This is a genomic window from Paenibacillus sp. FSL R10-2199, assembly GCF_038000235.1.
In the GTDB taxonomy this organism is placed as follows: Bacteria; Bacillota; Bacilli; order Paenibacillales; family Paenibacillaceae; genus Paenibacillus_AQ; species Paenibacillus_AQ phytohabitans.
Map to the genome: position 1 here is coordinate 5917813 of NZ_JBBOBO010000001.1, position 21826 is coordinate 5939638.

Consider the following 21826-nt stretch of genomic DNA (forward strand, 5'->3'; position numbering starts at 1 on the left):
CAAAAAAAACGCACATGAGCGGCCTCCCGGGTCCCCGTGTGCGTTTTTATGAATGACCGGAATTACATCTCCCGCTCCTCAGCCTTCTTATTGAGTGCTTCGTACAGTACAGCCAAGTTGCGTTCCAGCTTGCTCAGGACCTGCTTGCCTGTGAATTCAGGCACCAGCCCGGCTCTGACCGCAAAATCAACCTCTCTGGAGAAACCATACATCTGGGTATCCAGCACTTCCTCATAGAGAGGGCAGTAACGAGTCGCCAAATTCTCCATCTGCACTTCAATAAGCTTCTCAATTTTATTGGCATCTTCTTGTAGAAGATTGATTGCTTTGATATTAAGCTGTTCCTGCAAATCCGATGAAGTCATGCATTATCCCCCCTATGTCCAAAAGTTACAGCTTCTACTGCTTATTATACTTAATATTAGTCGAAATCAGGACCTAATACAAGAATTCAGTTTACGATTCGTGAAGAACGGACAAATATTACGGGTCACACAGCAAAAACGCCCTGCCGCAAGGCCGGACGTCTTCGGAAATAATGGATTACTCCGCTACAACTGTAAAGTTCAAATTGTGCTTAGCAAATACTTCGCTCATTGCTTTCTTGGCTTCCTCGGCATCTGTGCCATGTACATGAAGCTCGTAGCTTTGGCTCGATACCAGAGTAGTGAACAGACCAAGGATACTCTTAACATCAATGTACTTGTTGTCCGCTTGAAGAACGATAGAAGAATTAAACTGGCTGGCTGTTTGTGCAATATCCACGATTGCCGCATTGTTACTGGACATAGAAATCCCTCCGCAACTTGATAATAAACTTAAGTTCATTTGTAACCAATTCCATGATACATTGAATCCGCTTACTCACGCAAGGTGTTTCTTGAAAACAAGCTTACAGGCTTGCATTTCAGAGCTTTGTATTACATTTTATTTCAGATTCTCGGGATTCAGACCTTCAAGCTCCGGCAGCACAAAAATCCCGTCCTTGCGGATCAGCACATCGTCAAAGTAAATCTCTCCGCCGCCGTACTCCGGACGCTGAATGAGCACGAGATCCCAGTGAATGGACGAACGGTTGCCGTTGTCCGTAACATCATAAGCCTGGCCCGGTGTAAAGTGCAGGCTGCCTGCGATCTTCTCATCGAACAGAATGTCCTTCATCGGATGCAGAATATACGGGTTGAAGCCAATGGCGAATTCACCGATATGGCGCGCGCCGTCATCGGAATCGAGTATCTCGTTCAACCGCACCGTGTCATTACTGGAGGCTTCGATGATTTTGCCGTTCTCAAACGTAAACTTCACATTCTCAAAAGTCACGCCGTTATAGAGCGTCGCAGCATTGTAGCTGATCGTCCCGTTCACAGAGTCACGCACTGGTGCGCTGTAGACTTCACCGTCGGGAATGTTCTTCTGGCCGGAGCATTTCTCTGCGCCGATGCCTTTGATGGAGAAGGTAAGCTCCGTTCCGGGACCGGCAATCCGCACCTTGTCCGTTCTGCGCATAAGCTCAGCCAGCGAATCCTGGGCTTTGTCCATTTTGGCATAATCCAGATTGCAGACCGCAAAGTAAAAGTCTTCAAAAGCCTCGGTTGTTGTATTGGCAAGCTGCGCCATACTGGCATTAGGGTAACGCAATACTACCCATTTGGTATGCTTGACGCGTTGTTCGCTATGTACCGGGTGGGAATAGAGTGAATTGTAGAGCTTCATGTTCTCTTCCGGCACATCAGCCAGATCATTGACATTCTCACCGGCACGGATGCCGATATAGCAGTCCATCTGCTTCATCCGGTTCAGATCGATCTCTGCCCAGGTCTGGATGCCTTCAGGTGTACCATATTTAAGCATGCTGCGCAGAACGGTACGATCCGTCAGCTGTACAAATGCACGGCCTCCGGCTTTGCCCACTTCTTCCACTACTGCTTTAATTAAATCTCTTTCACTGCCGATCATTTCGACGAGCACATTCTCGCCGGGTTGTACGTTTACGGAATACCCTACCAGGTTCGCCGCAAGCTTCTGAATTCGTGGATCATTCATGTTTCTCTCTCTTCCTTCCTCATGCTGAAAATAAATATACCGTTATATTGTAGCACGCCCGCTAAAGAGCGCAAGCTCTTACGGCATGTGAGCTTTCATTGATAGCCATAGAAATCAACCTGTGTAATGTAGGTTTCCTCAGTAACCACTCCCGCACTGCCGGGGGAGGTTGTCGTCCGGTTACAGGTCAGCCGCGCGGGCAGATTGCGCTTCGCATCTACCTTGAGATAATAAACCGTCCTGATACTGGCTTGCTTCAGTCTCTGCTGCAGTTCAGCCTGCTTCTGCTCCCATAATGCTGCGCGTGCCTCCAGCTCCTTAGCGGGCTCCCCAGCAGCCGTTCCAGCGGCAACCTGGCTAGCCGGCCTTATCGCCTGCATCTCCCGTTCCAGCTCCGCCGACAGCTGGCTGCGCGCTTCCTCCGGCGTCAGTTCAATGCGCAGCACGCGGGTTCCCCTGGCACTCCCCGCCTCCTCGGTTACCGTCTTCTCCAGCCCCTCCAGCTCTTCCAGCTGCCGGAGCGGGTTCAGCGCCTCCAGCGGATTGCTCTCCTGCAGAGCCGGCGCTGCCTGCTGCGTCTTCCATTCACCGTCTTCCTTCACCAGTCTGGTGTAGTAGACCGGAACATCCCCTGAGCCCTGCTCAAGAGGATGCGGAGCTGATCCGGCGGCGGCACCCGGCTGGCTCCCGTCCGGCAGCAGGGAATATAAGCTGACTTTGTTATGGTCCGCCACCTTTCCTCCATAATAGAGTGAGGATTCCGGAACCGCCTTGCCGCCGACCAGCAGCGCTGCCGCCCCTTCGAAGGAAACGCCGTCACTGCCGTCCATCCCGGCCAGCACGAGACTCAGATCCTCGTCAGCCGGCCTGTCATTCATGACGCGGCAGCCGCTTACAGGAATCAAGCAGATCAGCAGGACAAGGGAGAGGATTCCTGCACGGGACAGCAATAATTTCACCATGGCATTCAAGACCTCCGGTCGGATTATCATTCATTCTTCCTAGGGTCTCCCTGATTGCAGGGCTTATACGCAAATTAACCCCAAAAACAACCCCACAAAGTGGAGCTTAGGCTTCGATGATGACTCAAGTACTTTGCGGGGGCCCCAAAAATAAATAAAAGAACCCTTGAGGCTTAGGCCCAAGGATTCTTAGCGGTATTCTCAACGATTTTGTTATCAATCACTACCTGGTTCCGGCCGTTGTTCTTGGCTTCATACAGCGCCATGTCCGCCCGGTAGAACAGCGATTCTACACTCACCCGCTCATCTGTCCAGCTCCACTCTGCAATACCGCAGGACACGGTTACACGCGGCTCCGTCTCCCCCATCACCCGCTTGCGGATGCGCTCGGCCACAAATACTGCCTGCTGCACCCCAAGCTGGGGCAGATACACGGCAAGCTCTTCTCCGCCCCACCTGGCCGCGATATCCCCCTGGCGGATCGAGGACTTCACAATTTCACTTACCTGCTTCAGTATCTTGTCACCCTTCTGGTGGCCGTAAGTGTCATTGACCGCCTTGAACTGATCGATGTCAACAACAATCAGCGTTCCGCAGAAATCCGTAGACTGCCGCTGTTTGATCTCCTCATCCAGATAATGCCGGGCGAAGAGTCCGGTCAGGCTGTCGCGGTTCGCCAGGCGCCGCACTTCAGCATGCAGCCGCGCGTTGCCGACCGCAAGCCCGATATGCCCGGCCATAGCCTGCAGCAGCCTGTAGCTGTCGTAGGAGAAGAAGTGGGCGTCCTTATGGGCAAGCATAATAGCCCCCCGGACTTCTCCCCCTACATTTAGCGGAGTGGCGATCAGCGACTGCGAGCCGGTCGCATCCAAAAGCTTAGAGGTCATTCCGGCGGCGTACTTATAGTCGGATAGAAGAAGCGGCTCGCCTGAAGTATAGACCTTCCCGCCCAGTCCTTGCCCGGCTTCCACCAATTCCCCCAGCAGCGGGATATGATTACAGGCAATGACTTCGAGTCCGCCTCTTTCTTCATTCATATGGAGGATGCAGCAATAATCGGCCTCGAACATCCCCAGAAGCTCCTCAAAGGCAAATTGAAAAATATCCCCAAGACGCAGGCTCTGATTGAGGCGCTGCGTAAGCTCATTACTCATACGCAGCTCCCGGATAAGCTGGTTGGAGCGTTCATACAGCTTGGCGTTCTCGAATGCCGTGCCGGCCGTATCCGCAACCATGGTCAGAAAACGCAGATCCACTTCACGGAAGGAGGGCTTGTCCATTACCATATGAAAGACACCATAGACACCCTGCTTGCCTCCGAGCGGAAGACCTACCTCGACCGTACAGCTGTCCTCACGTCCGGCATGAAGCGCAACCCGTCCATCCTTGAAGGCTCTGGCACAGACGTCATTAATGGCCCAGTGGAGCGGCAGCGGTTTGACCTGGGGATGCGTACTGCGGTGGTCCTGCGACATGAACAGGTCCAGCCGCGCCCCGGGATACATCGCCGCAATACTGTCGATCACCTCGGTAAGCACGGCATCCACATCTATGTTGTCATGCATCCGCTGGACAATCTGAAAGAGCAGTGAACGGCGGCTGCTCTCCCGCTCGGCATGCAGGTGCACACCTGCAAGATCCGAAACAAATACATGTTCAAATTTATGATAAAAGCAGGTCTGGAAGTGCATCGACATCGCTTCTGCCGTATGTCTTCCACCCTCGGCATACTGCTCTGACGGCATCTCACAGCCAAGGACCGCGAATATTTCCCCGTGCCCGCGTGTAAAGATCGGCATAGCTAATAATGTCCGCGCCTGTCCATCCTCCTGAACCTCAATGGCATGCATCCCGCCAGAGCGCAGGCAGGCTCCCGCCGCCTCTTCCCATTCTGACTTCCAGCGCCCCTGCCGGAATTCGTATATGGGATCAATCCATTCTGCTTCATAGTTCAGTACACACCAGTTCCAGGACTTGGCGAAGGACGGTACGGCCTGTCCCAGCCATTCATTGAAACTCTCGGCAATCAGGTTGGCTGCATAAGGAAAATCATGGGACACTATGTCCGTCTCCCTCAGCCAAGCAGCGGGATCTTCATAATCTCCGCCTGATTGCTTGGTGTCCTGTAACAGCATACGACTGCCCTTGCGGTCGTATGCTTCCTGCTCCGACATAAAGAGGATCCCCTTTGCTATTTGATATCAAATTTTCCCGATAACATCTAATTAGCTATATTTTACTCCCTTTTCTTAGGTATTGCATTATATTTTCCTCAAAACCGGGATTTTTTTTAGGACCAAAGAACTAACGACAAAGATAGACAAAAACTCTTTTAAGTTGCGCTTGACTTTGACTGTCATTTTCATATAATATTTATTGTTGAACAAGACTGTAACAAGTCTTAATTGGGCGTAACGTTGTGTCACCCTCTACGCATTTCGTTACTGCCAGGGCAGCGGCTGAACTTCCCTCGGCAGTGTGAAACCATCTAACGCTTTCACGGATACGATTTGCGGCGCAAATAGGCCCTACAATACATTTGCAAATTAAAAGGAGTCTACTATAATGGCACGTTACACCGGACCTAAATTCAAACTCAGCCGCCGTCTGGGCATTTCCCTAAGCGGTACAGGCAAAGACCTGAAACGCCCTTTCCCACCAGGACAGCACGGCGCTAACCAACGCAGAAAAGTAAGTAACTACGGAATGCAGCTTTTGGAAAAACAAAAACTGCGTCACATGTACGGCTTGGGCGAAAAGCAGTTTAAAACTCTTTTCACCAAAGCACAAAAGCTCCAGGGTATCGCGGGCGAAAACTTCATGTTCCTGCTCGAAAGCCGCTTGGACAACCTGGTTTACCGTCTTGGATTTGCTAACTCCCGTGCAGGCGCACGTCAGCTGGTATCCCACGGCCACGTAACCGTTAACGGCAAAAAAGTCGACATCGCTTCTTACCGCGTAAGCGTGGGCGACGTTATCGGACTTCGTGAAAGAAGCCGCGCTATGGGTTCTATCAAAGAAGCTCTTGACAACCGCTCCCACCTTCCAGGCTACTTGGAATATGCTGATGGTTCATTCGAAGGCAAATACATTCGTTTGCCGGAACGTGCCGAGCTGTCCCAAGATATCGATGAGAAACAAATCGTCGAATTCTACAACCGTTAAGATTCTGCTTCCAGCGAATCTGATCAAAGCTCCCGGATACTTTATCCGGGAGCTTTTTTTGTTCTATACCCTCTCCCCGCTTGCCGTTACTCCTATAGTTTGCTCCCTGAAACAACGCTTAGGACTATTCCTTACTCAGAATCTTTGGCAAAAGCAGCATAAGAGTAAATCCCCTGCGGCAGAAGCGCATTCAAAATCGCCAAATTGTGCTATAATAGTTCCGTTAAAAGGAGGATAATCGTCGATGGTTGAGGAGAATAAGAAGAAGACCGCAAAACAGCGTCCACCGCGCAGATCCTGGCTCCGCAGGTTCGGTTCAGTCGTGAAGTGGATGTTTATACTCGGTATACTCGGCATTCTGTTTGCCGGTGGCGCTGTGGCAGGCTACGTGACTTCGATAGTGAAAGATGACCCTGTCCGCACCGAAGAATTAATTCAACAGGAAGTCAGCCAGAACGCCATTACCGGCTTTGCCTATTTCAGTGACGGGCAGCCGATCGGCCAGCTCCGGACGGAAGAAGACCGCAGACTTATTGAATTCAACGATATTCCACAGCTTGTGATTGATGCCGTTCTCGCTATAGAGGACAATAATTTCTACAATCATAAAGGGGTGGATTTCAACGGCACCCTGCGTGCAGTCAAGCAGAGGCTGCTGAACGAATCCGTTCAGACCGGGGGCAGTACGCTGACCCAACAGCTGGCACGCCGCGTGTTCCTGAATCTGGACCGTACAGAAGACCGCAAAGTGAAGGAGATCCTGCTGTCGCTGCGGCTGGAACGTTTTCTGTCCAAGCAGGAAATTTTAACGGCATACTTAAATAAGGTTCCTTTCGGGAACGGCTCGAACGGTTATAATGTATTCGGCATCAAGGCTGCCGCCAAAGGCATCTTCGGTCTTGATGATCTGGAAAAGCTGAACGTGGCACAAGCGGCTTATCTGGCCGGCCTGCCCCAGCTCCCCTCCAAATATTCCGCGTTTAACGGCGTAGGCGAATTCAATGAAACTGCCTTTGGCCGGGCCATGGACCGCCAGCGCCTGGTGCTGCGGCGGATGCTGGAAGAGAACAAGATTACTACGTCGCAATATGATGAAGCCCTGCTCTTTGATATCAAGGGCTCGCTTGCTCCGCATACGAAGAAGGCTTATGCTACCTTCCCTTATCTGATGCTGGAGACAGAGCGCAAAGCGGCTGAAATTATGCTGACGCTGAACGAAGACAACACAGGTGCTGCTTCGGATTCTGCCGCCGCCACCACCACCGACAACACGCTGCTTCTCGAGGAAGCCCGCCAGCAGCTGATGACCGGTGGCTACCGGGTATACACTACCATTGATAAGAAAGTGTACAGCGCGATGCACAGCATCTCGGAAGACAGTGATAACTTCACGAAGGACAGCAAGGCCAGAGGCAAGGAACAGACGGCCGGCATCATGATTAACAACAAGACCGGAGCGATTCTCGGGATGATTGAAGGGCGTGACTTCAACATCGAGCAAATGAATTATGCTACCCAGATGGTCCGCCAGCCCGGTTCCACCATGAAGCCGATTGCCGCGTATCTGCCTGCGCTGGATGCCGGATTAATCCAGCCTGCCGGCATCCTGGATGATGCCCCGATTGTAATGAAGGACGGCGGCAAGGGCTTCCACATTCCGAAGAATGCCAATAACCGCTATCAGGGGCTGGTTACCGCCCGTTATGCCCTGAATAAATCCCTCAACCTGCCGGCCTTGAAGCTGTTCAATGACAAGGTTGGCATTGAGAATGCCTGGACTTTTTCCAAAAAGCTCGGGATTACTACGATTCAGGACGATGATTATAACGCACAGACCGGAGTAATCGGGGGGCTGCGTTACGGGGTTTCCGTTGAAGAATTAACGAATGCCTATTCCTCAATCGGCAATCAGGGCGCATTCAATGATGCTTATATGATTGAGAAGATTGTAGACTCCCAAGGCAAGATCATCTATCAGCACAAAGTGAATCCGGAGCAGGTCTTCTCCGAGCAGACCGCTTACCTGATGACGGATATGCTGCGCACAGTAATAACAGACGGTACGGCAAGTACAGTCAAAAGCAAATATGAGCACTTCAAAGAAGTTCCGATTGTCGGCAAAACCGGTTCTACGCAGAACTACGGGGATGTCTGGTTCATGGGCTATACTCCGGATGTTACCCTGGGCATGTGGGTTGGGTACAAAGAACAGATTAACACCCTGCAGGGAGATACGCAGAAACGGCAGGCGCAGACTTTGTGGACCAAGGTTATGAATACCGTGATCGACAAACGTCCGGAGCTGTTCGTGACGAAGGAATTCCCGAAGCCGGAGGGCATCGTCAAAGCGACGGTCTCCGCTTACAGCGGCAAGAAGCCGTCGGAGCTGACGGATAAATTCACCACGGACCTGTTCAACGCCAAGTTCGTACCCACAGAAAGTGATGATGGAATCTCCAAAGCCAAATATATCACCTACAACGGGGTGAATTACCTTCCGTTGGAAGGAACGCCGGAGGATTTCCTGAAAGAGAAGATTGTCGTCAAGCGCGAGAAGCCGATTCAGAGCTTGGTCAAAGAACTGCTTGCGGCCTTCCCGGCCATGAAAGAACATGAATCTCTGTCGTACTACATGCCGGAAGATGCCAAGACTGACTTCCCGACTGAGGTAGACCCCCGGGTGGATGACGGCAACGCGCCTAGTGCTCCGGGTGAAGTGATGGTCTCCTACAGTACAGGTAAAGCTGTAGTTACCTTCACTCCTAGCGGATCATCCGATGTTGCGGGTTACCGGTTATACCGTTCACTGAACGGCGGCTCCTTCCAAAAGCAGGCTGTGCTCTCAGCCGGTGAGAGTACCGTCTTCAAGCCCGGCACGCCTGCCAGCGCCAACGCCACCTTCTATGTGGCTGCTGTAGACGTTGCAGGGCATGAGACAGCCTCCGGCAGTGTAGCCGGGACTCAGCCTACACCAGAGCCGACGCTGCCTCCGGAGGAAGTGCCGGGCTCTGACGGTACGGAGCCAACGCCGGATCCGGGAATCATCCCGGAAAGCAGCGATGATCCGGGAATGATCATTGTCCAGCCGCCGGGCGGCAATGAAGCAACGCCGTCTGGCAGCAGTAACGGAGCCGGCGGCAATACCGGTGCAACCACGCCATAAGCTAAAGTCTATGGATGGCACCCATTGAATGAACTGTAAAAGACCGTTCCCTGTATCTGAGGGAACGGTCTTTTCTATAAGCTGGCTGATATAGGCTTCAATCCTCAATCGTAGATAAATCGCCTGCCGGAAGATGCAGCTCCCAGGCCTTTAGGACACGGCGCATAATTTTGCCGGAGCGGGTCTTCGGAAGCTTCTCCTTGAATTCAATCTCACGCGGCGCAGCATGGGCAGACAGGCCCGCTTTGACAAAAGCAGCAATCTCGTCCTTCAGCTCTGCAGTCGGGGAGTAGCCATCCCGCAGTGAAATGAACGCTTTGATAATCTCTCCGCGCATCACATCCGGCTTGCCGATCACTCCTGCCTCAGCCACCGCCGGGTGTTCAACCAGTTTGCTCTCCACCTCGAACGGACCGATCCGCTCTCCGGAAGAATTGATTACATCATCAATCCTGCCCTGGAACCAGAAGTAACCGTCTTCGTCCATATAAGCCGAATCCCCGGAAATATACCATCCGGCAATCCGGAAGTATTCATCATATTTGGCCTGATTGTTCCAAACCTTACCCATCATCGACGGCCAGGGTGTCCGGATCGCCAGATTGCCCATGGAATACGGCGGCAGAATGTTGCCGTGATCATCCAGGATCGCAGCTTCAATTCCGGGCAGCGGCCGCCCCATGGAGCCGGGCTTGATAGCCATCCCCGGATAATTACAGATTAGCTGCGCACCTGTCTCCGTCATCCACCAGGTGTCATGAATCCGCTGATGGTAGAATTTATCACCCCAGCGCACGACTTCCGGGTTCAGCGGTTCCCCTACTGACAGAACATGGCGCAGACTGCTCAGATCAATATCCTGAAGGCTTCCTTCCCCTGCGCCCATCAGCATACGGAAAGCCGTAGGCGCGCTGTACCACACCGTTACCCCATAGCGTTCAATGGTCTTATACCAGTCCTGCGGGCTGAAGCGGCCTCCCCGGATCACGTTGGCTACTCCGTTTAGCCAGGGAGCGAAGATCCCGTAGGAGGTTCCGGTCACCCAGCCGGGATCTGCTGTACACCAGTACACATCATCCGGACGCAAATCCAGTACAACCTTGCCTGTATAATAATGCTGAATCATTGCCCGCTGCACATGATAGATGCCCTTAGGCTTGCCGGTGGACCCGGAGGTATAATGCATGATCAGACCATCCTCAAGACTCAACCATTCCGGTTCCAGCTCTGCCGAAGCTGCTGCCATTTCCGCTTCATAACTCAGCAGCCCCGGATCTTCAGCTGCGGAACCTCCAACCAGAATAATGTGACGCAGCCCCGGAAGCTGGTCTCGCTTCACCCGCTGCAGCAGATCCGGCGTAGTCACCAGAGCCACCGCTCCGCTATCCTCCAGGCGGTCCTTCACTGCCGTTTCCATGAACGCCTCGAACAGCGGTCCTGCTACGGCTCCCACCTTCAGAATGCCCAGCAGGCTGAAGTACAGCTCCGGTGTGCGCGGCATGAAGATGAATACCCGGTCCCCTTTGCCAATCCCATATTTATGGAGCACATTACCGAACTTGTTCGACCGCTCACGCAAGTCGGCAAAGGTGTACCTCTCCTCGCGCACAGTATCACTATAGATCAAAGCAGTAGCTGCTCCCCGCCCTTCCTGCACATGACGGTCTACGGCTTCATGAGCCATATTCACCTTACCTGTCCCATGCCAGGAGAAGCTTCTCTCGACATCCTCCCACCGGAATTCGTCAACAGCCCTTGAATAATCCTTCATATTCGAGTGCTGCACACGGCCCGGCAAAATTTCGCTGTGGACTTGCCCCATTACTCTTGCCTCCCCTACTGGTTTGATTTAAGCTTTAAGGGTAAGAATCTCTTAACTGCAATGATGTCAACGCGCCAAATGTGAATTTTTCGTGTCGGAACCAGTATATCACAGGAAGCGGTTACATTCCATAATATAGTGAACCGGAGGGAGCCCAATCATGGAGCACTGCAAAATCCCCGTGTCCCATACCTTAGAGCATAAAGAAAGGCTTATATCCGTTGAAGGACCTTTATCTCCGGATACTCTCAAGCTCCTGGCTATGCACCGCGATCTGGATGCCTTCCGGAAGCCGCAGGAGCAGCTGGAAGCATTGATCGAGATATCAGGACTGCCGGAGGGCCGGGTCGTCGCTGCAGTGGTCTCAGGCGTTATAGTAGGGTATGTCACCTTTCATTATCCGGATGAGCTGGAGCTGTGGTCCCAGGGAGGGATGGAAGATCTCGTAGAGCTGGGGGCCATCGAAGTCGCGGATGAATACCGGGGATGCGGGCTTGCGAAGCTACTGGTCTCCAGTGCTTTTGAAGAAGGGCAATTGGAGAACTGCATCGTATTCACTACGGAATATTATTGGCATTGGGATCTGAAGGGCAGCGGCCTCACGGTCTGGGAATACAGGCAGATGATGGAGAAGCTGATGAAGACCGTAGATATGGTGTGGTATGCCACGGATGACCCGGAAATCTGCTCCCATCCGGCCAATTGCCTGATGGTCCGCATGGGCCAGGCTGTTCCGCTGTCCTCCCGCGAGACCTTCGACCGGGTCCGCTTCAGACAGCGGTTCATGTATTGAGGGCCGGGATTGCATTACACAGAGCTTACATTGCCTTCAGCATATACTCCAGTATGGCGTGTGAACGTTCCGAAGCAGTCACCGTGAACTCACGGTAATTGACATGGGCCGAACCATCCGCTTTGTCAGACATGGAACGGATGATCACAAACGGCGTTCCGTTCATATTGCAGACCTGGGCGACAGCGGCCCCCTCCATCTCAGCACAAGCTCCGTCCAGCTGCTCACGCAGCACGGTAACGGTCTCCTTACTTGCAATAAACTGATCTCCGGATAGTACTATCCCTGTCACAGACTTCTGCTTCAGCTCCCGGCACGCCTGCTCCGCCAGCTTCACCAGCTGCGGATCTGCCGGAAATGAAGAGGTCTCCTGGTAAGGAATCACCCCTCTGGCGTAACCGAGTGCTGTCACATCCATATCGTGCTGGATGCACTGCGATGAAATGACAATGTCCCCGATATTCAAATCGGGATGCACTGCACCTGCCACACCAGTGAACAATACCCGCGAAACGCCGAAGCTGTCCAGCAGAATCTGCGTTGTTACTGCAGCATTCACCTTGCCGACCCCCGATTTGCAGAGCACCGCTGTTTTGCCGAATACAGTTCCCGAATGGAAGGTAATCCCCGCCCTCACGGTTGTCTGTCTATTCTCCATTTCCTCAAGCAGCAGCATAATCTCTTCATCCATTGCGCCAATCAGACCCAGAACTTCACTCATCCTTAACCCTCCCATTTATAACTTCCCTGAAACATAAAAAGCTCCCGAAGGAGCTTTCTACGTACCTTATATTCACTTGTTGAACGGACAAATCTTATTTGTTCACATGGTTGACGGACAGGCGAAGAATGGTTTCATGCGGCAGAATAACCCGTGGGTTCTCCACCGTTTCCTTCTTCATCAGTTTCGTCAGCAGTCTCATCGCTACGGCTCCCAGATCGTACATTGGCTGTGCCACAGTAGTGAGCAAAGGACGAACCATAGATGCCATCCGGATATTATCGACACTGATGATCGAGAAATCGTCTGGAACCTTCAATCCTTCATCCTGAATACTGTGAATTGCCCCAATGGCCATCTCATCGGTTGCTGCAAAAATAGCGGTTGGTTTCTTCTTGAGACCGAGGAAATACTTCATGGCTTCGACACCGGATTCGTAACGATAGTTACCGATGCGGACCAGATCCTCCTGGTACTCAATGCCTGCCGCTTCCAGCGCTTTCTTGTAGCCGTGGAACCGGGCATAGCCGTTCGCGGGATCCTGCAGTGTTCCGCTGATCATTGCAATCTCACGGTGGCCGTGACGGATGAGCGTGTTCACTGCATCAAACGCAGCCGTCTCATGATCGATATCGACGGAAGGGTAGGTGCCCTTCTCATCACGAGTGGCGCAGAGCACAATTGGAACTGCTGAGGTCTGGAAGGCTTGAATATGCTCCTCCGTAACGGTTCCGCCCATGAAGAGCAGCCCGTCCACTTGTTTCTCAAGCAGCGTGTTAATAACACGAATTTCCTTCTCCTTGCGCTTGTCCGCATTACACAAAATGATATTGTAGTGATACATATTGGCAATATCTTCAATCCCGCGTGCAATTTCCGCAAAAATCGAGTTGGAGATATCAGGGATAACAACCCCAACGGTTGTCGTTTTCTTGCTGGCGAGACCTCTCGCCACGGCATTTGGACGATAGCCCAAACGCTCAATCGCTTCAAAAACCTTCTTCCGGGTCTGCGGTTTCACGTTCGGGTTATTATTCACAACCCGTGATACCGTAGCCATAGATACGCCTGCTTCTCGAGCTACATCGTAAATGGTTACCGTCAAATTACTCTCTCCATTGCGATAAATTTTATCGTTCGACTAATTAAAATTATGATACGACACTTTGTACAATTGTGCAATGATAACGCTTCATTTTCCTTTCAAAATTTCTTTCAAAGGTTGAAACGCCAGTCCTGGCGCGGCTTTTACGCCTTCCGCCAATTCCTGATACTCCAATAACTCCCAGCCGTAAACCGCTTTAAATTTCAGAAATGCAGGGGTGGATAAAAGCCGAAATTGCGCTCCAACCACCGGACAGCTGCAGCAATCCTGTAATCTCTTTCTATCGTATCAAAAAGTGCGTGAAAAATCCAACATTCGTTGAAAGATTTTCATTGATTTTGCAGAAATATTTTTCAAAACGCCAAAAAACACCATTTATTTAGCACTTTCTGCCGATTGAGCCGTTAATTGGGACAGTCTAAGTCCAGTTTCACCCATCCATGACCTGTCGGACATATCTGCAGCTAAGCGGTAAATGTCCAATAGCAGATCAATCCGCCCCTGAATCGCACTCCGGATGGACTCTTCCAGTTCAGGCAACCCGCCGGCAAATAAACCGGAAGCAAACGTTTCCTTCAGTACACTGGCCCACTCATTGCGCTCCGCAAACGAAAGCTGCTTCCGGCCAGGCGGATTAGCAGCAAGCTCACCGATGAGCTTCCCCAGATCCCGTTTGATCACGGGCAAAGGTTCATAGCGGGCACACTGCCTGCAGGTATATACCGGTACATGAGTAATTTTGATCTTTGCACTATAAATCAGCGTATGCATATGTATGGTCATGATCCCGCCGCAGCCGCATGACTTCTTCATTAAATTATCTTTATACATCTCCTACACCTCAGAATGATCTTTTAATAATCCAAGCAGAAACAGCTACGCCGTCCTGGAACAATTATTGCGTGAAGCCTATCCATTATCTTTCAAAAAACACGTATGGTTACCTGTTCAGATGCTATATTCGACCTTACTCCTGCGAATCCCTGCCGTTTTGCATATAATGATTTAATTGGCAAAATGCTTAGACTTTACCATATGAAAAGTGACTTCAACTTTTTCTTTTGATAGAATGGCTTAGAACCGAGATGTTATTAACCGGAAGGAGCTGCATGGAATGAGACTGGCTGGCAAAAAGGTTATAGCGCTTGTAGATGATGAGTTTGAAGATTTGGAGCTCTGGTATCCTGTGTACCGCGTGCGGGAAGAGGGCGCCGAGGTTCATTTGGCCGGGCTGGAGAAAAATAAGACCTATGTGGGCAAATACGGCGTACCCGCCACTGCTGAATATTCATGGGATGAACTGAACGCAGCCGATTATGACGGCATCCTGGTACCCGGAGGCTGGGCTCCCGACAAAATCCGCCGTTACAGCGCAGTACTGAAGCTGGTGCAGGATTTCAACGACGCCAAGAAGCCGATCGGGCAGATCTGCCATGCCGGCTGGGTCTTGATCTCTGCCAAAATACTGGAGGGTGTAACCGTCACCTCCACTCCAGGCATCCGTGATGATATGGAGAATGCCGGAGCCATCTGGAAGGACGAGCCTGTGGTAACCGACGGACATATCATTTCCGCCCGCCGTCCGCCGGATCTGCCGCCTTACGGCAAGGCTTTCTGCGATGCGCTGGCGGGGGAATAAGCCGTAACATATTGATATTAAGTGAAAACTAATACGTGAAGATACATGAAGAGCCCTGTTCTCCGCTGTAGCGGCGAGCAGGGCTTTTTAAATTACATTGTGTTATTTGCGAAGAGTAAGCTCTGCTGAACCTGAAATCAGGTTCGGGTAACTAATGATCTTGAATGTCAAAGGCTGCTGCAGCTCGGCCGTGCCCAGCTTGTAAGCATGTTGAAAGGGAGGAACCTTGTCGTCAGCATGAGCAGGATCAATAACAGGCACCGCGGGATTATACGTAGCCGTATGCAATTTGCCTGCTCCGTCCTTGAATGTCTGATCCAGAATTACATTTGCAGTATAACCAGCGCTTTTATTGCTGGGTCTTTGGTATTCCATAATCAAGCTATGAGTATTAGACGCAGCGGTTATCCGCAGACGGTCGTCAGGTCCTTTGATTATTTGCTTCTTATCCGTATCTACTATCAGCTCCTGGGCGGATTTCTCAAGACCGACGACACCATCAATTTGCAGCTTCATGGTTCCAGGTGACAATTCACTGCCAGGGAATACGAGGAACTGTTTCCCCTCAACATTAATCGATGCTTTTGAATACAATGCAGTGAAATCATTACCGCCTCCAAGCAGAATATGCGGGCTGTTCAGACCGAATATTTCCACGGAATTCTGCGGGCTGTATGCAGTTTCCACATAGATGCCAGTTGCAGCTATATATACGTCCCCGATCTCAACATCCTGGCCAGCGATTTCCATAGTCCGGTTAATGGATACAGTCTCTCCGGACTGTGCAACAGCATTCTGCTCAATGGTGATCGGGACATACACCTCAGTGGTTGTCGCAAAGTTCTGTATGCCATCGACCACCCCGCCTACCGGACCCACCACACTCAGCTTTACCGCCATCCGCTCCGGCAGCTTCGTATAATTGCGGTTCCAAAGTGCTTTTTGGTATCCTCGTGTTACTCCAGATACAGCTTTCGGATTACTGCTGAAGTAAGCCCCTTGTCCTAGTTCTATATCTGCAACTGTAGTCACTGAGAGCGAATAAGCAGATGCACTTAAGTTCTTATTCTCCAGCTTATAGAAAAAGAGGATTCCCATCCGGTCTGCTGCAACGGCTTCCACTGTCAGAACATATCCATCCGTCTCTGCTGTTGCACCGCTTATCGGCTTAATGAGACCTGCCGCCAATGCTGAATTAACTGTAGAATCACTTCCGGCAACTTTGCTGTAAGCTTCGAACCACTTCATATCCTGCACCGTTACCTGCGAACTCAAAGCACCACTTCGCGGCTTCAAAGCCTCGCTCCCCCAAGGAAAAACGAACAGCAGCAGAATCGCCAGCATAGCCGCCGAACCTAAAACATAACGCGCTTTTAGAGACATATTGAATTTCTGCGACCGGGTTATCCCCTTGCGAATTGCAGCATTCAGCTTCAGCTCAGCAATTTCATCCGCTTCGACTGACAGACTGTGATAATACTCCTTCAGCAGTGTTTCTTCACTCGTAGCCATCCTATAGTCCCCCTCTAATTCTCATTTTGTCGCGCAGCTGCTTCAGTCCCTTGTTCAGCCAAGTTTTGACCGTCCCTTCAGGCTTGCCCAGCACCTCGGCGATTTCGGTCAGTGTCATATCCCGGTAATACTTCAGCACAAGCACCTGGCGGTATTTCGGCTTGACCCCATTCAGCGCCTGCTCCATATCCAGCTTGCGGTCACTGGTCATCTCCTGCAGGCCGCCGCTAATCTGAACCGGACCAGGAGACGCCAGACGTTTCCTCCGCTTCAATTCATCCTTACAGCAGTTGATCAGAATTCTTGTCAGCCATGGTGCAAATCGCTCTGTATCCTTCAGGCTCCCACGCTTGACCCAGGCTCTATATGTAGTTTCCTGCACAACTTCAAGTGCCTCCGCCTCGCTCCGCAAGTAGCTATAGGCTATGCTGTAGAGTATTTTCTTCTGCTCTAGCACCCGGCTGATGAACAGCTGTTCCTGCTCATTTAAGACCCGCATCCGCTCGCCTTCCCAAACATTCTCCATCCCGCATCCTCCCTCTGCTTTTTTTGATTTCTGTATATACTGACTGCACAGCGCCGCAAACGGTTTTACTTTTTTGGGACAAATAAGATAAACGGGTTAGAAATTCTCTCTTTGAGGAGTCTGTAACAGCTGTGATTCACAGCAAAAAGCCCGGCGTGTATGGGTTGACCACCACGCCGGACTTTATATTAGATAAGCTCATTATGTGTGCCCGTTAATGGTTATGACGTTTTTTCTTTGGAATCCCCGCCTGCACCCAGCGTAATTCCGCTGCGCCCTGCAAAGGCACTCAGCTGCTCCTCTGTCTCCGAGCTGGTCCGGTTACGGAAGCAGAGCTTAGCAACTTCTCTGGCTTCGGAAGCCAGCGTGTTCAGGGTACGGTGCTTCACCTTAAGCAGCGCCTGAGGCGACATGCTCAGCACACTGATTCCGAGCTCCAGCCAGAGCGGTAATGACCGTTCATCTGCGGCCATCTCACCGCACACACTGACATCGATCCCTACGCTGCGGGCCGCATCCACGGTCATCTTGATCATGCGCAGCACTGCCGGATGGTAGGGATGATACATATGGGCAATCTGCTCATTCATCCGGTCCACAGCGAGTACGTACTGCACCAGATCATTCGTGCCGATACTGAAGAAATCCACTTCCTCCGCCAGCAGATCGGCAATCATAACAGCGGCTGGTACCTCAATCATAATGCCCACAGGCAGCTTGCGGTCATATGGAATCCCACGGCTGTCCAGCTCGCTTTTCACTTCCTCCAGCACGGCTTTGGCAGCCTGAACCTCTTCTACGGAGGAGATCATCGGGAACATCATCCGGACATTGCCGTAATGGCTGGCCCGTAGAATTGCCGTCATTTGCGTCTTGAACATGTCCTTGCGGTCCAGACTGATGCGGATCGCGCGGTAGCCGAGGAACGGATTCTGCTCCTCCGGCAGCTGGAAGTAATCCAGATGCTTGTCTCCTCCGATATCCAGAGTGCGGATGACTACAGACTCCTTGCCGACTTTTTCAGCTACAAGCTTATAGACTTCAAACTGTTCATCTTCCGTCGGGAACGTATTACGGTCCATATACAGAAACTCCGTACGGAACAGTCCCACACCTTCGGCTCCATATTTCAGCGCCATATTGAGCTCCTTCACAGAGCTGATATTGCCGGCCAGACGAAGAGATACGCCGTCTTTGGTGAAAGCTTCAACGGTAGCGAGCAGCTCCAGCTGTTCCCGCTTTTTGAGCTGCTTGGCACGTCTGGAGGTGAAATCCCGCACGGTGGACTCATCCGGATGGAGCATCACTGCTCCGGTCTCCCCGTCGAGCACCAGCATGTCCCCGGTCTGAATGGGGGTAATGATTTTGTTCTCCAGGCCCGCGACCAGCGGAATGCCGAGCGCCCGGGCCATGATGGAGGAATGCGAAGTCTTGCCGCCCATCATCGTGACAATGCCCAGCACATAGGCCGGGTTCAAATGCGCCAGCTGGGACGGAGAGAGCTCCTTCGCCACAAGAATATAAGGCTGTGTATCGGACGGAAGGGTAACTTCCGGCGCACCCAGCAGATGCTTCAGCAGACGGTTGCCGACATCCTTGATATCCACCGCCCGCTCCTTCATATACTCATCGTCCAGCAGATCGAACATAGCTACAAAATGGTCAATGGCTTCCTTAACCGCCACCTCGGCCGCTTTATACTGGCGTTCGATAATGCCGCGGATTTCGCTCATGAACACAGGGTCGTCCAGGATCGCCAGATGGGCATCAAAAATACTCGATTCCTCCGGCCCGACGACCTCCCGGAATTCTCTTTTGATAAATTCGATCTCATCCTTGGAGGTGCGGATCCCTTCGTATAAACGTTCAAACTCCTTAGCCAGATCCACCGGATTCACCTGAGTGTCCGGCAGACTCCATTCCCAGTTCGGCAAGACAAAGGCCTTCCCGATGGCAACACCTGCTGCGGCGCCTATGCCTTGTATCATGCTTCGATCCCTCCAACATTACTTTCGTGTAGAACAACGGACATGACTGACGACTGCCCCTTTTTAACATTTTTAAATGGAGCATAGCTCCAGGATTTTACGCGGTCCGGATTGGTAATGACCATAGGTGTAGCGAGTGAAGCGGCATGCTCCTTCAAGAAAGCCAGATCAAATCTGACCAGCAGCTGCCCGGGCTCCACGCTGTCACCCTCTTGTACAAGCGCCTCAAACGGCCCTTTAAGCTGCGAAGTATCAATCCCTATATGCATAAGCACCTCAAGCCCTTCGGGTGTAGAAATACCCACTGCGTGCATTGTAGGGTATACATGCATCACCTTGCCGAATACGGGCGAGACCAGCTCTCCTTTTTCCGGGAAAAAGGCTACTCCGTCCCCGACCAGCTTCGCGGCGAAAATATGATCCGGCACCTCTTCGATTGGCATCATCCGGCCCTGGATGGGCGAGCTGAACAGCACCTGCGGCAAATCGCGCAGCATCAGCTTGTCAATCTCTTCGCGGATCAGCTCCGAGTATGTGCCGAAGACGACCTGCACGTTGCCGCCGCCCAGCTTGATAATGCCTGCGGAGCCAAGCCCCTTGAGTGCTCCTGTATCTATCAAACGGTCGTTATGCACAGTTAATCTTAGCCGGGTGATGCAGGCCTGTACCTGTACGATATTCTCTTTGCCGCCCAGCGCCTCCAGAATCAGCGGAGCCTGATAAGGTATATTCCCCGCCCAGTCCCCTAGCTCGGACCCTTCTTCGCGGCCCGGTGTAGGAATCTGGAAGCGGCGTATCGCCCAGCGGAACACATTATAGTAGACGATGCCATAGCCGATCCCGATCGGAATCAGCAGCCAGGCCCGCTGGGACAGATGCAGATTGAGGAAGAAATCGATCGCACCTGCCGAATACGAGAACCCGTGATGAATGCCGAGCGAGTAGGTCAGTACCATGGCAAGGCCGGACATGACTACATGCAGCGCGAACAAATAGGGTGAAGCAAACAGGAAGGCGAACTCAATCTGCTCCGACACCCCGGTCAGAAAGCAGACCAAAGCGGCACGCAAAAAAGTCTTCTTGATCTTTGGCTTGAGGTCCTCACGCGCTTCCTGGATAATCGCGAAGGCAATCGCCGGCAAGGCAAACATCATGATCGGGAACAGCCCGGCCATGAAGATCCCCGCTGTAGGGTCACCGGCAAAAAAACGCGGCAAATCCCCTTGCACGACTGCACTTCCGTCAGGCGTCGTGAAGGAGCCCAGCTGAAACCAGAATACATTATTGAGAATATGATGCAGGCCAAAGGCCGTCAGCACCCTGTATAATACCCCGTAGACAAATACTCCATATCCGCCGGTAACCTGCACGACCCGGAAGAGATCATTCAGCAGCTGTTGGAGCAGCGGTGATACGCCGAGCATCACCCAGGCGAACAGCGCCGAGAACAAACCCATAAAGAGCAGTACAAAACGCGACCCTCCGAAAAACTGGATCGCCTCCGGCAGTTTGATATTCTTAAACCGGTTATGCGCTACGCCGGCTACAATCCCAAGGATAATACCAATTAATGTTGCAGGCTGTACAGCCCCGTCTCCCATGTTGGAAACAATCCGGTCATAAGTGAACATCCCTGCGAGCGCTGCCAGTCCGGCAGGTCCGGCCTGATTGGACAATCCCCACGCCACACCGACAGCAAACAAATAAGGCATGAAATAGAATATTCCTTGCCCAGCGTATGTCGTCACTTCGGATACCGAAGAAAGTCCCCATGCAGACCACGGTAAGCTGCCCAGACTCAGCAGGATGGCCGCCGCCGGAAGCACCATGGTAGGAAGCATAATGGCTCTGCCTAACTGCTGCAAAGATCCGAGCCAATTCAAGGTGACCCTCTCCTTTCTTTCTATATTGAATGGTAAGCGCTGCAGCAGTTTTTGTCAAAAGAATACGTGTAAACAAACACAGCAAGGATAGCCTGGCTCGGGGGCGATTACCAGGATACTTTTACCTGACACAAACTATCCTCTGCAATGCAGGTCAGTCGCAGGACTCCTGCGACTCCTGCGACTCCTGCGACTCCTGCGACTCCTGCGACTCCTGCGACTCCTGCGACTCCTGCGACTCCTGCGACTCCTGCGACTCCTGCGACTCCTGCGACTCCTGCGACTCCTGCGACTCCTGCGACTCCTGCGACTCCTGCGACTCCTGCGACTCCTGCGACTCCTGCGACTCCTGCGACTCCTGCGACTCCTGCGACTCCTGCGACTCCTGCGACTCCTGCGACTGAATAAGTGTAGTTTGTACAACTATAATTGACTAGGAGATCTTATATTTTATTTTAATTGCATTCTGTACAACTATTCAGGTTCAATTCCGCTTAAATCGCA

18 protein-coding genes are annotated in these 21826 nt (G+C 52.0%); 4 read left to right on the forward strand and 14 right to left on the reverse strand.

All coding sequences use genetic code 11. The features are described 5' to 3' along the window. Positions 1–62 precede the first annotated feature (62 nt). The 5 genes from NYE33_RS25985 to NYE33_RS26005 form a co-directional block, all read right to left on the reverse strand. Positions 63–365: a YlaN family protein gene (locus NYE33_RS25985; protein WP_039297956.1), complete on the reverse strand. Its 303-nt coding sequence runs from the start codon at positions 363–365 to the stop codon at positions 63–65. A 178-nt stretch (positions 366–543) separates the two neighbouring features. Beyond that, on the reverse strand, positions 544–789 hold the full coding sequence (locus tag NYE33_RS25990) for an HPr family phosphocarrier protein (protein WP_042136544.1): 246 nt from the start codon (positions 787–789) through the stop codon (positions 544–546). Between the two features lie 138 nt (positions 790–927). Then, positions 928–2043, reverse strand: a complete 1116-nt coding sequence (locus NYE33_RS25995) for an aminopeptidase (protein WP_341068205.1) — start codon at positions 2041–2043, stop codon at positions 928–930. A gap of 95 nt (positions 2044–2138) precedes the next feature. Then, the gene (locus NYE33_RS26000; RefSeq protein WP_076245403.1) at positions 2139–3005 is read right to left on the reverse strand and encodes a hypothetical protein; all 867 of its coding nucleotides are present in this window, start codon (positions 3003–3005) and stop codon (positions 2139–2141) included. A gap of 173 nt (positions 3006–3178) precedes the next feature. Next, complete coding sequence (locus NYE33_RS26005) at positions 3179–5179, reverse strand: sensor domain-containing diguanylate cyclase (protein ID WP_076245401.1); 2001 nt, start codon at positions 5177–5179, stop codon at positions 3179–3181. A gap of 391 nt (positions 5180–5570) precedes the next feature. Between NYE33_RS26005 and rpsD the strand changes: the two genes are divergently transcribed. Further along, entirely contained in the window at positions 5571–6170 is a 600-nt protein-coding gene (gene rpsD / locus NYE33_RS26010; protein WP_039297946.1) for a 30S ribosomal protein S4, read from the forward strand. A gap of 244 nt (positions 6171–6414) precedes the next feature. Then, complete coding sequence (locus NYE33_RS26015) at positions 6415–9333, forward strand: transglycosylase domain-containing protein (RefSeq protein WP_340946390.1); 2919 nt, start codon at positions 6415–6417, stop codon at positions 9331–9333. Between the two features lie 97 nt (positions 9334–9430). Here the strand turns inward: NYE33_RS26015 and acsA are convergent, their stop codons facing one another. Further along, positions 9431–11155 (reverse strand): acetate--CoA ligase, encoded by a 1725-nt coding sequence (gene acsA / locus NYE33_RS26020; protein WP_341068206.1) that lies wholly within the window; start codon positions 11153–11155, stop codon positions 9431–9433. Positions 11156–11315: 160 nt separating this feature from the next. Between acsA and NYE33_RS26025 the strand changes: the two genes are divergently transcribed. Next, a complete protein-coding gene (locus NYE33_RS26025; RefSeq protein ID WP_042136533.1) occupies positions 11316–11948 on the forward strand; it encodes a GNAT family N-acetyltransferase in 633 nt (210 codons plus the stop codon). A gap of 25 nt (positions 11949–11973) precedes the next feature. On the opposite strand, the gene NYE33_RS26030 is transcribed toward NYE33_RS26025, so the two are convergent. The 4 genes from NYE33_RS26030 to NYE33_RS26045 form a co-directional block, all read right to left on the reverse strand. Continuing rightward, a complete protein-coding gene (locus NYE33_RS26030) occupies positions 11974–12669 on the reverse strand; it encodes a 5'-methylthioadenosine/adenosylhomocysteine nucleosidase (protein WP_042136531.1) in 696 nt (231 codons plus the stop codon). A 94-nt stretch (positions 12670–12763) separates the two neighbouring features. Beyond that, positions 12764–13774 carry a catabolite control protein A gene (ccpA, locus tag NYE33_RS26035; protein ID WP_036695017.1) on the reverse strand — a complete coding sequence of 337 codons (1011 nt, stop codon included), beginning with the start codon at positions 13772–13774 and terminating at the stop codon, positions 12764–12766. A gap of 87 nt (positions 13775–13861) precedes the next feature. Further along, positions 13862–14023 (reverse strand): hypothetical protein, encoded by a 162-nt coding sequence (locus NYE33_RS26040; RefSeq protein ID WP_341068207.1) that lies wholly within the window; start codon positions 14021–14023, stop codon positions 13862–13864. A 126-nt stretch (positions 14024–14149) separates the two neighbouring features. After that, a complete protein-coding gene (locus NYE33_RS26045) occupies positions 14150–14587 on the reverse strand; it encodes a hypothetical protein (protein ID WP_341068209.1) in 438 nt (145 codons plus the stop codon). A 301-nt stretch (positions 14588–14888) separates the two neighbouring features. Here NYE33_RS26045 and NYE33_RS26050 point away from each other — a divergent pair, with 301 nt between their 5' ends. Then, a complete protein-coding gene (locus tag NYE33_RS26050) occupies positions 14889–15413 on the forward strand; it encodes a type 1 glutamine amidotransferase domain-containing protein (protein ID WP_042136527.1) in 525 nt (174 codons plus the stop codon). A 102-nt stretch (positions 15414–15515) separates the two neighbouring features. Here the strand turns inward: NYE33_RS26050 and NYE33_RS26055 are convergent, their stop codons facing one another. From NYE33_RS26055 to NYE33_RS26070, 4 genes are all read right to left on the reverse strand, one after another. Next, positions 15516–16925 carry a hypothetical protein gene (locus NYE33_RS26055; protein ID WP_042136525.1) on the reverse strand — a complete coding sequence of 470 codons (1410 nt, stop codon included), beginning with the start codon at positions 16923–16925 and terminating at the stop codon, positions 15516–15518. Position 16926: 1 nt separating this feature from the next. Further along, entirely contained in the window at positions 16927–17451 is a 525-nt protein-coding gene (locus NYE33_RS26060) for a sigma-70 family RNA polymerase sigma factor (protein ID WP_081969963.1), read from the reverse strand. A gap of 221 nt (positions 17452–17672) precedes the next feature. Next, positions 17673–19439, reverse strand: coding sequence for a phosphoenolpyruvate--protein phosphotransferase (gene ptsP, locus NYE33_RS26065; RefSeq protein WP_042136523.1), 1767 nt, complete (start codon positions 19437–19439; stop codon positions 17673–17675). Beyond that, entirely contained in the window at positions 19436–21322 is a 1887-nt protein-coding gene (locus NYE33_RS26070; RefSeq protein ID WP_042136521.1) for a glucose PTS transporter subunit IIA, read from the reverse strand. The genes ptsP and NYE33_RS26070 overlap by 4 nt, the downstream gene beginning before the upstream one ends. Positions 21323–21826 lie beyond the last annotated feature (504 nt).

Bases quoted from the DNA above. Each gene is read 5' to 3' on its own strand.
- NYE33_RS25985 (WP_039297956.1), bottom strand. From the start codon at position 365: ATGACTTCATCGGATTTGCAGGAACAGCTTAATATCAAAGCAATCAAT.
- NYE33_RS25990 (WP_042136544.1), bottom strand. From the start codon at position 789: ATGTCCAGTAACAATGCGGCAATCGTGGATATTGCACAAACAGCCAGC.
- NYE33_RS25995 (WP_341068205.1), bottom strand. From the start codon at position 2,043: ATGAATGATCCACGAATTCAGAAGCTTGCGGCGAACCTGGTAGGGTAT.
- NYE33_RS26000 (WP_076245403.1), bottom strand. From the start codon at position 3,005: ATGGTGAAATTATTGCTGTCCCGTGCAGGAATCCTCTCCCTTGTCCTG.
- NYE33_RS26005 (WP_076245401.1), bottom strand. From the start codon at position 5,179: ATGTCGGAGCAGGAAGCATACGACCGCAAGGGCAGTCGTATGCTGTTA.
- rpsD (WP_039297946.1), top strand. From the start codon at position 5,571: ATGGCACGTTACACCGGACCTAAATTCAAACTCAGCCGCCGTCTGGGC.
- NYE33_RS26015 (WP_340946390.1), top strand. From the start codon at position 6,415: ATGGTTGAGGAGAATAAGAAGAAGACCGCAAAACAGCGTCCACCGCGC.
- acsA (WP_341068206.1), bottom strand. From the start codon at position 11,155: ATGGGGCAAGTCCACAGCGAAATTTTGCCGGGCCGTGTGCAGCACTCG.
- NYE33_RS26025 (WP_042136533.1), top strand. From the start codon at position 11,316: ATGGAGCACTGCAAAATCCCCGTGTCCCATACCTTAGAGCATAAAGAA.
- NYE33_RS26030 (WP_042136531.1), bottom strand. From the start codon at position 12,669: ATGAGTGAAGTTCTGGGTCTGATTGGCGCAATGGATGAAGAGATTATG.
- NYE33_RS26045 (WP_341068209.1), bottom strand. From the start codon at position 14,587: ATGAAGAAGTCATGCGGCTGCGGCGGGATCATGACCATACATATGCAT.
- NYE33_RS26050 (WP_042136527.1), top strand. From the start codon at position 14,889: ATGAGACTGGCTGGCAAAAAGGTTATAGCGCTTGTAGATGATGAGTTT.
- NYE33_RS26055 (WP_042136525.1), bottom strand. From the start codon at position 16,925: ATGGCTACGAGTGAAGAAACACTGCTGAAGGAGTATTATCACAGTCTG.
- NYE33_RS26060 (WP_081969963.1), bottom strand. From the start codon at position 17,451: ATGGAGAATGTTTGGGAAGGCGAGCGGATGCGGGTCTTAAATGAGCAG.
- ptsP (WP_042136523.1), bottom strand. From the start codon at position 19,439: ATGATACAAGGCATAGGCGCCGCAGCAGGTGTTGCCATCGGGAAGGCC.